This window comes from Fusobacterium mortiferum ATCC 9817 (assembly GCF_000158195.2).
GTDB classification, from domain to species: Bacteria; Fusobacteriota; Fusobacteriia; order Fusobacteriales; family Fusobacteriaceae; genus Fusobacterium_A; species Fusobacterium_A mortiferum.
In genome coordinates this window covers 366,711-379,797 of record NZ_GL987988.1, presented here as the reverse complement: position 1 = coordinate 379,797, position 13,087 = coordinate 366,711, and the positions used below count along the sequence as shown (strand labels likewise).

The following is a 13,087-nucleotide window of genomic DNA, read 5'->3' as shown; positions in this document are numbered from 1 at the left end:
TCTTATTAATCTAAATCCTCTTCTATTAAAAGATTCATTTCATGCCAATCATAATATTCTTTCATCTTAAAAGGAATCGTATTATTTTTATATGCCAAAGCTATCATCTCATCTGGCTCTAGCTTATATACTATTTGATGCTCTTCAAAATCATCTAAAATCATATCATGATACTCTTCATATTTCCCATTTTCTTTCATTTCTAGTAGTATATTTTCTAATTCTTCTCTATTTAATATATTCATTATATCACTTCCTTTTCTAATATACTACTATTATATTATTCTTTATTTAAATAGTCAACTTTAATAAATTTTATTCTTTAACAAAAAAGAGATTGTTGCAAATTCTCAAATTACAACAATCTCTCTTCATACTATCTATTATTTTTCATTTCTTAATAACTTTTCATATTTTTTTAATTCAGCAATAGCCTCTCCTGCTATTGGTAAAATACATATAATATTTATCACTGTCATTATTCCTAATCCAAAGTCAGCTAATGACCAAACAAAGAAATTTTGCTCTATCCCTCCTATATATACCATTATTACTACTATTATATGATACAGATATCTTAACTCTTTAGCTTCAGTTATAAAGTTAATAGCATTTTTTCCATAGAAAGTTACAGCAAGTATTGTACTTAGTGAGAAAAAGAAAAGTACTACTATTGTAAATGGTATTCCAACCCAACCAATATGATTTTTTATAGCTTCTTGGAACATAGTCATTCCACTTGTACCTGCTAATACATTTTGATCAGCAAGCAATATTATAAATGCGGTTGCACTACATACTACTAAAGTATCTACGAATACTCCAAGAGCCTGTACCATTCCCTGTTTAGCTGGCTCATCTATATCTACCACTGCTGCTGCATAGTTAGAATCTCCACTTCCAGCCTCATTTGAAAAAAGCCCTCTTCTAACTCCTTGCATTATAACTATTCCTACTCCTCCACCTATCATCTCACTAGGTCTAAAAGCTTGATGTACAATATTCATTAACATTCCAGGAATAGATGTAAAATTAGTTATTATAACAAATAAAACAACCATTAGATATAATATAGCCATCACTGGAACTATTTTATTTAAAGCTACTATTATTGTATCTTTCTTTCCTCTTCCAAAAATTATTGCTCCTACAATTACTGTAAGTCCTATTGCTATGTGCTTTATACTTAATCCATAAGCACTATTTACTGATTCAGTTATAGAGTTAGACATTACTTGGATAACACCTATATAACATATAATCGAAGCTATTGCATATATTACTCCAAGCCATCTTTTATTTAATCTTTTCTCTATTATCCAAGGAGTTCCACCTCTATACTCTTTTCTTCCAACCTTTTCTCTATACATAACAGCTAGACAAGATTCTACGAAAGATGTTGCTGCTCCAAGTAATGCCACAAGCCACATCCAAAATATAGAACCAGGACCTCCTACAGATATAGCTGCTACTACTCCAGTTATATTTCCAGCACCTACTCTACACGCAGTTCCTAAAAAAAATGCCTCTAGAGAACTTATTCCCTCTTTATTTTTATCATCTTTTCCTAATATTTTAACTATATCTCCAAATAATCTAAATTGCATAAATCTCGTTCTTAAACTTAAAAGAACAGCTGCTCCTATCAGCATAACTACTAAAACATTTTTTCCCCATAATAAATCATTTACAAAATTTATTATCTCTCTTATTCCATCCATTTATAATTTTCTCCTCTCTTTTTCTTTACCAATATATTTTATCATTCATACTAAAAAAATAATACCATCAATTTTTTTTATTTTTTGTTCGTATTTTTGCATATAAAATCTTAATTTAAAAGAGATTTATCATAAGATAAACCTCTTTTTATGTTCGTATTTATTTTAAATTTTCTACCCATTCTTGATTATCTAAATACCATCTAATTGTTTTTTCTATCCCCTTATCAAATGGTGTCTCTGGATACCAACCTAATTCTGTTGCTATCTTTGTTGGGTCTATTGCATATCTTGCATCATGCCCAAGTCTATCCTGTACATAAGTTATTAAACTATAGTTGATATTCTCTATATTTGTTTTAAGTACCTTTCTATACTCTGGTTCCTCTTTCATTATTTTTGCTATTGTATCTATTGTAAGTTTTACTATATTGATATTTTTCTCCTCATTAAATCCACCAATATTGTAAACTTCTCCCAGTCTTCCACTATTGATTACCATATCAACTGCTTTGTTATGGTCTCTTACATATAGCCAATCTCTTACATTGCTTCCATCTCCATACACTGGTAGAGATTTTCCTTCCAATATATTTTTTATTATTAATGGTATTAGTTTTTCTGGGAATTGATATGGTCCATAGTTATTAGAGCATCTTGTGATATTGATAGGTAGCTTATATGTTTCTGCATAGGCTCTTACTATCATATCTCCAGATGCCTTTGATGATGAGTATGGAGATCTTGGGTCTAGTGGAGTTTCCTCTGTAAAGAATCTTTCTCCATAAGTTTTTAAGTTTTCTCTTCCCTCTACTACCTTTTTTACATTTTCATCTAAGTGCAACTCTTTAGCTTCAGCGTAATCTCTACTTAATGAACCATATACCTCATCAGTTGAGATTTGAATATATTTTTTCCCCTCTTTATAGATAGGGTAACCATTTTCATCTTTTCCTATTATCCAACTATCCTTTGATACTTCTAATAAGTTTTGTGTTCCTAGGATATTTGTCTCTAAAAATACTCTTGGTCCTAAGATGCTTCTATCTACATGAGATTCAGCAGCAAAGTTTACTACATAATCTATATCATATCTTGAGAAGATATTTTCTACTAACTCTTTATTTCCAATATCTCCCTTTACAAACTCTATTTTTCCTTCTGCTATCTCATCTTTTAAACTATCCTTATTTCCAGCATAAGTAAGTTTATCCAAAACTATTATCTGTATATCCTTTCCATACTTCTCAAGCATATACTTTACAAAGTTTACTCCTATAAATCCTGCTGCTCCTGTTACTAAATATATTTTCATCTTTTCTCCTTTTATTCTTATATATTTTTATACTCTTCTAAAAATCTATCTATTCCCTCTTTCCAATAAGGTATCTTCTTATTTAATAACTTCTCTATTTTACTACTATCTAATTTTGAATATTTAGCTCTTTTAGCTTTCAATGGAAAATCATCTGTCTTAGCTCTCTCTAATTTTCCATTCCAATCTATCTTTTTAAGAATATATTCTGCTTGCTCATACTTAGATGCCTCTCCACTATTTGAGAAGTGATACAATCCAAATTTATCTGTTTGTATCAAGTCCCAGGAAAACTCTGCTAAATCTTTTGAGTAGGTTGGACTTGAAACTTGGTCATCTACTATCTTCAAAGTATCCCTACTCTTTGACCAATTTATTACCTGCTTACAGAAGTTGTTATTTCCCATTCCAAATACCCAAGAAGTTCTTATTATAAAACTTTTCTCATGCTTTAAAGAGTATTTTTCCCCTTCTAATTTAGATTTTGAATAAACCGATAATGGATTAGGTATATCTTCCTCTGTATATGGTATCTCCTTTTCTCCATCAAATATAAAATCCGTTGAGTAAGTTACAAATATTTTATTTTTCTCCTTACATATCTCTGCTAAATTTTTAGGAGCATAGGCATTAAGAGCATAACATTTTTCTACTTCTTCCTCTGCCTTATCTACATTATTATATGCAGCACAGTTAATAATTATTGTAAAATTATTATTCTCTATATACTTTCTTACTTTCTTTTTATTAGTAATATCTAATTCTTGATAATCAGTAGCTATATATTTTACTCCTAATTTATCAAATAACTTTTGAAAACCCTGTCCTAGTTGCCCATTAGCTCCAGTAAGTAATACATAATCTCCTTGATATCTTTCTGTATATTCTTTAAACGATTGATGCTTTTTATCTTTTTCTGATAAAGTCAGCTCTGTTATTCTATACTCTTCTAATTTCCAATCAACATTTAAATCTTTATCATCATACATTATGCCACTTTCATATTGTGGGTAATAAAAATCATTACACTTATACTCTATCTCTGTATCATCTTCTAAAGTCAAAAATCCGTGAGCAAATCCCTTTGGAATGTATAACATCTTTTTATCATAAGAGTTTAACTCCACTCCAAACCATTTACCAAAGGTTGAGCTTCCTTTTCTAATATCTACTATGATATCATAAATAGCTCCCTTTATCACTCTTACCAATTTTCCTTGAGGGTGTTTAGTCTGAAAATGTAATCCTCTCAACACTCCTCTCTTAGACTTCGAATGATTATCTTGGACAAATCTTTCATCTATCCCTAACTTTTTAAACTCCTCATAGTTAAAAAACTCTAGAAAGAAGCCTCTTTCATCTTGAAATATTTTAGGCTTTATCAATTTTATCTCATCAAAAATTATCTTCTCTATCTCAAATTTACTCATCAATACTTCCTTAATTACTCTTTTATTTTCTTTTAATTATAGCATATATTTAAAAAAAGAAAAAATACTAATGCAACAAAAAACCACTAGACTAGCTAGTGGCTCCTTGTTGTTTGTTATCTAATATATAAAATATTTTGGGGAAAGATTTATTATGTATTAATAGTAACATATAATTATGACAAATTCGTTACAGATTAATTATAATTTTTTCTTACTCCTCTCCATTTTTCTTTTCAAAACTAATTAAGATTGGAGAACCATCAAATCCAAATGCCTCTCTAAATTTATTCTCAATATATCTAGCATATGAGAAGTGAATTAGCTCTGGATAGTTACAGAATAGAGCAAATCTTGGTGGTGCAACAGATACTTGTGTAGCATAGTTGATTTTTACAACTCTACCTTTTCTTGTAGGTGGGTTGTTCATAAGTACAGCTTCCTTAAGCACTGTATTTAAGATACCAGTAGATATTCTCTTGTTGTACTCTTCAAATATTGTATCTGCTATCTCTAAAAGTTTTGTTGTTCTTTGTCCTGTTAAAGCTGATACAAACTCTATTGGAGCATAAGATAGGAATGGTAACTCTGCATAAAGTTTCTCTCTCATCTTCTCCATAGTATTAGATTTTTTATCTACTAAGTCCCACTTGTTAACTACTACAATTATAGGTTTTAACTCTTCAGCCGCTATTCCAGCTATTCTCTTATCTTGCTCACTTAGTCCCTCTTTACCATCTAACATAAGTAAACATACATCTGCTCTTTTAATAGTCTTGATAGCTCTAAGTACAGAATAATACTCTAGACTCTCCTCTACCTTTGATTTTCTTCTGATACCAGCAGTATCTATTATCATATATTTTTTCTCATCAAATTCTACAATAGTGTCAATAGCATCTCTAGTAGTTCCAGCTATATCACTTACTATTGTTCTCTCCTCTCCAGCTAGTCTATTTACAAGAGAAGATTTTCCAGCATTTGGCTTACCTATAATAGCAAGTTTTAATACATCCTCTTCCTCTTCAGGAATATCTATTTTCTTAATCATATCTGTAACCATATCTAGCATATCTCCAAGATTTACCTTGTGTCCTCCAGATATTGGTATAAGGTGTTCAAAACCTAATGCCCAGAAATCATATACATCATCTTGTTGCTCTAAGAAGTTATCTATCTTATTTACACATAAGATGATTGGTTTATTTTTCTTTCTTAAGATATAAGCTATCTCTTCATCCAACGGATTTACTCCACACTTTCCATCAACAACAAATAGGATTACATCTGCTTCATTCATAGCAACCTCTGCTTGTTGTTTTATTTTAGTCATCATAAAGTCATTGTTTCTTGGTTCTAGTCCTCCAGTATCTACTACTACAAACTCAGTTCCATTCCACTCAGTCTCTCTATAAAGTCTATCTCTTGTAACTCCTGGCATATCATCAACGATAGCCACTCTATCTCCTACTAGGTTATTAAATAGTGTTGATTTACCTACATTTGGTCTTCCAACTATTGCAACAATAGGCTTCATTTTTTACCTCCCTATCTTCTTTTCTCTTTATTATTAAAATTTTTCTTTACTTGTTTAAAATTTGATTGTTTTTCATTTCCTATATTTTTATTTCCAACTTTACTTTTTATACTTTTCTCCTGTGGAATAACAATATCTTTTTGTCTTTGCTTTCTTCTGTTATCTTTTTCTACAAACATCTTCTTTCTAGTGAAAGGATTTATCTCTGTATAATACATAAGTGTCGAGTATGTAGATGGTGTTGGTGTAAATATTTGTACCTGTTCTGGATTGACTTTTAACTCTGCTGAAGCAAATCTTTTCAAATCTAGCATATCTTTTTCATCACATCCAGGATGAGCAGCTATAAGATAATATGTTAAAAACTGTTTTAATCCATATTTTTCATTTATCTTGTAGAATCTATCTTTAAACTCCTTTAGTGGTGCTTTTCCTTGTTTACCCATAAGAGCTAAAACTTTATCTTCAGTATGCTCTGGTGCTATTTTCATCTGTCCAGATACATGGTCTTTTACTATCTCTTCTAAATAAAGTTGTCCACACTTACTATCATCTAAAATCATATCATATCTTATTCCAGATGCAATAAATATTTTTTTAATTTTATCTATTTTTTTCAATCTTTTTAAAAGTTCTATCTGTTTATTGTGATTTATCTTCAAAGCTGGACATTTTTGAGGATATAGACATCTTCTATCTTGACAAGCTCCTAATTTTAATTTTTTTGTACACTCCACTTGATACATATTAGCAGTAGGACCACCTACATCTGATATATATCCTTTAAATTTGGGAGCTGATGCTATCTCTTCTATCTCTTCTACTATTGAATCTTCACTTCTAGATATTACTGTACGTCCTTGATGTATAGCTATTGCACAGAAATTACACTCTCCATAACAACCTCTATGTGTAGTTACAGAGTTTCTAATTGTATCAAGTGCTCTTACCTCTCCCATCTTTTTATAATATGGGTGTACCTCTCTTTCAAAATCCATAGAGTATATCTCATCTAATTCCTCAGTTGTAAAATTTTCACTAGGTGGATTTTGTATCAAATATCTATCTCCACATTTTTGGCATAGACCTTTAGCAGTAATTGGGTCGCAATTTATATAAAAACTATTAAAAGCATCTATAAATTTAAATTTATCAGCTACACACTCTTCATAGGAAGGAAGCTCTACATAGTTTTCATTTTTATCCTTAGAAATATAACAAAGTCCTCTTATACCTCTCCACTCTCTTCCACCTTTTAAAGCTCTAGCTAGTGCTAACATAGATTTCTCACCCATACCATATGATAAAATATCCGCCTTAGCATCAAAAATTATAGGTCTTCTAAGAGAGTTACTCCAATAATCATAGTGAGTAATTCTTCTAAGACTTGATTCTATTCCACTGATTACTATTGGTATATTATAGTTTTTAAAATATCTCTTTATAAGGTTAGTATAAGCTATTATAGCTCTATCTGGTCTTTTTGTATTCTCCCCGCCTGGAGTAAAATCATCTTGCTTTCTCTTCTTTTTTGTAGCTGTATAGTTAGCTACCATAGAATCTACACATCCTCCAGATATTGCCCAGTAAAGTCTAGGTACTCCCAGTCTTTTTATATCAACATCACTATTTATATCTGGCTGAGCTATTATTCCTACTCTAAATCCATGCTTTAATAACCATTTTCCTATGACAGCACTACCGTTATATGAACTATCTATATATGTGTCTCCAGATACCAAAATTATATCTAAATCATCCCAACCTAATTTTCTTACCTCTTCCATTGTAGTAGGTAAAAACATAACATCACCTAATCCTTTATAATTTACCCTTTATTGTATCATATTTTATGAAATTTTACGAATTATTTTTTATAAAAAAAGAGAGTGTAAACTACACTCTCAGATTTAAATATAGATTTTTATTTAAATATTATTTTTTCTTAGCATATTTAATAGAGTCAAATGCAACTGCTACTATTATGATAAGTCCTTTGATAATATATTGCCAGTAAGGATTTACTCCAATATATGTAAGTCCATAGTTAATAACTGTAAGTAAAATAACTCCTGTTACAACTCCAGAAATTTTTCCAACTCCTCCATAGAATGAAACTCCTCCAATTACACATGCTGCAATTGCATCCATCTCATACATATTTCCTAAGTTGTTAGTAGCTGAACCAATACGTCCTGCCTCTAAGAAACCTCCAAAAGCATAGAAGATACCAGATAGTGCATAAAGTTTTATTAATGTCCAGTGAACGTTTACCCCTGATACTTTAGCTGCTTCTATATTTCCTCCAACAGCAAATACATTTTTACCAAATTTTGTTTTATTCCATAATATCCACATAATTACTGTAGCTATTAAAGCATAGAAGATTAAATAAGAGATTGTAAATCCACCAATATTAATATACCCTTGAGCAAAAGAAGTATATTTTTCAGCAAAACCAGCTATTGGAGATCCACCAGCAAAGTCATAATAAAGTGAGTTAATACCATAAACTATTGTCATACTACCCATTGTAACAATGAATGGGTGTAAATTTAGTTTTGCTACTGCAAGTCCATTTAGAGCACCAATTATCATACCAACTAACATTACAATAGCTATTGCACCAAAAAGTGGGAAGTCTTGCATATCTGGATATACTTTATGAGCAGTTGTTGCTGCTTGTAAAAGTGTAGCTGAAATTACTGCTGAAAATCCAACTTGTCTTCCTACTGAAAGGTCAGTACCTGTTGTAACAATAAGCCCTGCAACCCCTAAAGCTATAATAAGTCTTACTGATGATTGTGTTAAGATATTTTTAAAGTTTCTTATACTTAAGAATGAAGGCTCTTTTATAATAATAAGAACTAACATTATTAATAATACAAGATAAAGTCCACTTTGAATTAAAAGTTTTTTATAGTCAATATTTCCATCTTTTGTACGTATACTCATTTTCTTCTCCTCTTTCTCTTTAAATATTTCAAATTATAGATATTTAGCTGATAATGTCATTATTTCTTCTTGAGTTGTCTCAGAAGTTTTTACTATTCCAGCTACTCTTCCATTACTCATTACCAATATTCTATCTGTTACTCCTAGTAACTCTGGCATCTCTGAAGATATCATTATAATTCCCTTATCTTTTTTAGCAAGTTCTATCATAAGTTGATAAATCTCATATTTTGCTAATACATCTATACCTCTTGTAGGCTCATCAAGCATTAATACATCTGGCTCAGTTAATAGCCATCTTCCTAATATAACTTTTTGCTGATTTCCTCCAGATAAAGAACCTATTGAAGTATTTTGTGAAGGTGTTTTTACATGCATACTATCTATTACCCATTGAGTATCTTCCTTCATACCCTTATCATTTAATAATGCTAATAATGGATGTTTTCCTTTATATCTATCTAAATTTGAAATAGTAGAGTTAAAGTTTATATCTAACATTCCATATATTCCTGTTGCTCTACGTTCCTCTGTTACAAGAGCAAATCCATTAGCTATTGCTTCATTTGGATTATGATTTTTTACTTCTTTCCCTTTAATAGTTATTTTCCCACTTGCTTTTTCTCTCATTCCAAATATTGTTTCAACAATTTCTGTTCTTTTTGAACCAACTAGTCCGGCTATTCCAAGTATCTCTCCTTTATGTAACTCAAATGTTACATCTTGAATTGAAGGTTGGTGCAGTGCTGTTAGTCCCTCTACTTTTAATATTTCTTCTTTTACTATATTATCTTTTGGTGGGAAACGATTTGTTAGGTCTCTTCCTACCATCATATTGATAATTTGTTCAGTAGTCAAATCTTTTACTGACTCAGTTGCAATCCATTTTCCATCTCTCATTATTGTAATATCATCTGATATTGCCTTTATCTCTTCCATCTTATGTGAAATATATACTATTCCACAACCTCTTTCTCTCAATTTATTAATAATTTTAAATAGATGTTCTACTTCTTTTTCAGTTAATGATGATGTAGGCTCATCCATTACTATTATTTTTGAATTATATGAAACAGCTTTTGCTATTTCTACCATCTGTCTTTCAGATACTGCTAAATCTCCCATTTTAGCACGAGGATCTACACTGATATCTAAATCTTCAAATATCTTCTTAGTATCTTCATACATTTTTTTCTCATCAATAAAAAATCCTTTTTTAGGATATCTTCCTAACCAAATATTGTCTAAAATATTTCTTTGTAAAACTTGGTTTAACTCTTGGTGTACCATTGAAACTCCATTATCTAGAGCTTCTTTTGCAGATTTAAAATTTATCTCTTTTCCTTCAAATATGATACTCCCTGAATCTTTTTCATAAATTCCAAATAAGCATTTCATCAAAGTTGATTTTCCAGCCCCATTTTCTCCCATTAGAGCATGTACTGAATGAGGTCTTACTTTCAAGTTAGCACCATCTAGTGCTTTTACCCCAGGAAACTCTTTAGTTATATTGCTCATTTCCAATAAGTATTTAGTGTTTTCCATAATGTTCTCCTTCTCTTATAAAAAAGGGGAAATTGTAATACAATTCCCCTTGTTAACATTAACCTTACTAATTAATCCTATTTGAATTGTGCTGCATTTTCTTTATCTATTCCAATACTTGGAATTAATAATTCTTTTTCTACTAATTGATATGAAGTTCCTTCTGTTGCTGCTTTACCTTGAGATAAGTTTACAACCATATCCCAAGTTCCCTTTCCTTGTCCTTGAGCATCATTAAGAACTGTTCCTGCCATTTCTCCAGCTTCAATCTTAACTATTGCTTCTGGTAATGCGTCTACACCATATACTGGTAACATTTTTCCAGTTGCTTTTAATGATTCGATAGCTCCTAAAGCCATTCCATCATTATTACAAATTACAACTTCAATTTTATCTCCATTAGGTCCTGATAACCATGCATCCATTTTATCTTTTGCCATTGCAGTATCCCACATAGCTGTGTCTAAGTGTAACTCTTCTGTTTGAATTCCCATATCATTTAGAGTTTTAATAGAGTAAGTAGTTCTTGCCTCAGCATCTGGGTGTCCAGGTTCTCCTTTTATCATAACATATTGGATAACTCCATCTCCATTAAGATCTAATGCTGGATTAGCTTTCCAAGCTTTTGCTATTAATTCTCCTTGTGCAACTCCTTGCGCATTTGGGTCAATTCCTACATAGTAAGCTTTATCATATGCATCTATAACTGATTTAGCTGGTTTTTTATTATAGAATACTACTGGTACATTTTCAGCTTTAATTTTTTCCATTACTGTTTGTCCAGCTGCTGGGTCAACTAAGTTGATTGCTAGTGCATCTACACCTTTTGATAACATAACATCTATTTGGTCATTTTGTGTTTGTTGGCTATTTTGAGAGTCATTCATTGTTAACTCAACCTTATCTTGTACTTTTTCAGCTTCTGCTAATACAACTTTTCTATATAATGCTATAAAGTTGTCATCATATTTATAAGCAGTAAATCCAATTCTTAACTTTTCAGGTGCTTTTGCTGCCTCTTCTTTTTTCTCTCCACCACATCCTGTTAGTCCTGCTGCTAGTAATAATGCTCCTAAAATTATTCCTGTTTTCTTCATATCCCAATTCCCTCCTACAGTGTACACTGTTTGATTTATGTACCATTCAACTTTTTTCAGTCTTATAAGAATGGTTTTCATTCTATAAGTCAATGATAATCTTTTATTCATATTTTGTCAAGTGTCTAATTTAAAATTTCATAAACTTTTTTTATTTTTTGAAATAAGTTTTCGATTTTTAGTTAAAAAGTCCAACAGCTCCCTTTATTCCAGCTTCATTTCCAAGCATTCCTTGTACTATCTCTATTCCTTTTAATGTAACAGGTAATGCATATTTTTTTAATTTTTCTTTCATTGGATTCATAAGTATATCTCCAGCCATTGCTACTCCCCCACCTAGTACAACTTTTTCTGGATTGATTATATTTAGTATATTTCCTATTCCCATTGCTAAATATTCAGCTTCATAATCTACTAAATCCAATGAAAATTTATCTCCCTCTTTTGCTGCATCAAATATATCTTTTGCTTCTAAAGTATCTAACTTTCCTTCTATCATTGTATATAGTAAGTTTTGTTTATTAACTATCAATCTTGATGTAGCCTCTCTTATAAGCCCAGTAGCTGATGCATATGCTTCAAAACATCCCTTTTGTCCACATCCACAAAGCTTTCCATCTTTTACAAGCTTCATATGTCCTATCTCTCCACCTGCACCCATAAATCCAGATATAAGTTTACCATCTACATAGATTCCTCCACCTACACCTGTTCCTAATGCTACTGTTACACTTGTTTTACTTCCCTTAGCTGCACCATATTTAGCTTCTCCTAGAGCAATAATATTAACATCATTATCAAGTTTTGTTTCTACGCCGGAAATTTTTTCCATCATAGCTTTTATATCTACATTTTCTCCCCAAGGAAAATTAGCAAAGAAAGCAACAATACTTTGATTGATAACAGGACCAGGAATACCTATACCTATACCTTTTATAGAGCTTTCCTTTATTTTTAAATCTTCAGCTAATCCTTTAGCAGCTTCCCAAATTCTAGTTAAAGTTCTCTCAGCTCCCTCAGAAGAAAGAGTTTTAATGACAGTACTTTTAAAAATCTCACCCTCAATATTTAAAATTCCAATTTTAGTGTTAGTTCCACCTAAATCAATACCTACATAATAATTCATTCCTAATACCTCCATACTTATTGATAATTTTATTATACTATATGTTTTTTTATTTTACACATTATTTTTTTAAAATTACACTTGATTTTTTTTAAAAAAGTGTTATAATTAAGAAAATTAAAACTAGGAGGAAAACTATTATGTATAGTGCTAACATTTGTTGGACAACTGTATATGGACTCTCACTCAGCCTTAACAATCTGAGTCAATTTTCATATACTTTGTTAAAATGTTAGGATTTATATATTATTTAGTTTTTGAGCATCTATTATTTTTAGATTTAAAATAATTTTACTTATTTTTTATTTAACTAAATAATTTTATTTTGTTGACAACAGCCTAACAGGCTGTTTTTTTTATA

At 30.6% G+C, this 13,087-nt stretch carries 10 protein-coding genes; all 10 read right to left on the bottom strand.

Annotation, left to right across the window (positions count from 1 at the left end; genetic code table 11):
- Positions 1-5 precede the first annotated feature (5 nt).
- The gene (locus FMAG_RS02845) at positions 6-245 is read right to left on the bottom strand and encodes a hypothetical protein (protein ID WP_005883848.1); all 240 of its coding nucleotides are present in this window, start codon (positions 243-245) and stop codon (positions 6-8) included.
- Between the two features lie 138 nt (positions 246-383).
- Positions 384-1,721, bottom strand: a complete 1,338-nt coding sequence (locus FMAG_RS02840; protein WP_005883846.1) for an alanine/glycine:cation symporter family protein — start codon at positions 1,719-1,721, stop codon at positions 384-386.
- Between the two features lie 160 nt (positions 1,722-1,881).
- A complete protein-coding gene (locus tag FMAG_RS02835) occupies positions 1,882-3,036 on the bottom strand; it encodes a dTDP-glucose 4,6-dehydratase (protein ID WP_005883844.1) in 1,155 nt (384 codons plus the stop codon).
- 17 nt (positions 3,037-3,053) lie between these two features.
- A complete protein-coding gene (gene rfbD / locus FMAG_RS02830) occupies positions 3,054-4,466 on the bottom strand; it encodes a dTDP-4-dehydrorhamnose reductase (RefSeq protein ID WP_005883842.1) in 1,413 nt (470 codons plus the stop codon).
- Positions 4,467-4,680: 214 nt separating this feature from the next.
- Positions 4,681-6,003, bottom strand: a complete 1,323-nt coding sequence (gene der / locus FMAG_RS02825; protein ID WP_005883839.1) for a ribosome biogenesis GTPase Der — start codon at positions 6,001-6,003, stop codon at positions 4,681-4,683.
- A gap of 11 nt (positions 6,004-6,014) precedes the next feature.
- On the bottom strand, positions 6,015-7,808 hold the full coding sequence (locus FMAG_RS02820; protein ID WP_005883838.1) for a YgiQ family radical SAM protein: 1,794 nt from the start codon (positions 7,806-7,808) through the stop codon (positions 6,015-6,017).
- A 130-nt stretch (positions 7,809-7,938) separates the two neighbouring features.
- Complete coding sequence (mglC, locus tag FMAG_RS02815; protein WP_005883836.1) at positions 7,939-8,958, bottom strand: galactose/methyl galactoside ABC transporter permease MglC; 1,020 nt, start codon at positions 8,956-8,958, stop codon at positions 7,939-7,941.
- A 33-nt stretch (positions 8,959-8,991) separates the two neighbouring features.
- Positions 8,992-10,503: a galactose/methyl galactoside ABC transporter ATP-binding protein MglA gene (gene mglA, locus FMAG_RS02810; protein WP_005883834.1), complete on the bottom strand. Its 1,512-nt coding sequence runs from the start codon at positions 10,501-10,503 to the stop codon at positions 8,992-8,994.
- Positions 10,504-10,580: 77 nt separating this feature from the next.
- Positions 10,581-11,600, bottom strand: a complete 1,020-nt coding sequence (gene mglB, locus FMAG_RS02805; protein ID WP_040493563.1) for a galactose/glucose ABC transporter substrate-binding protein MglB — start codon at positions 11,598-11,600, stop codon at positions 10,581-10,583.
- 178 nt (positions 11,601-11,778) lie between these two features.
- A complete protein-coding gene (locus tag FMAG_RS02800; protein WP_005883831.1) occupies positions 11,779-12,726 on the bottom strand; it encodes an ROK family protein in 948 nt (315 codons plus the stop codon).
- Between the last annotated feature and the right edge of the window lie 361 nt (positions 12,727-13,087).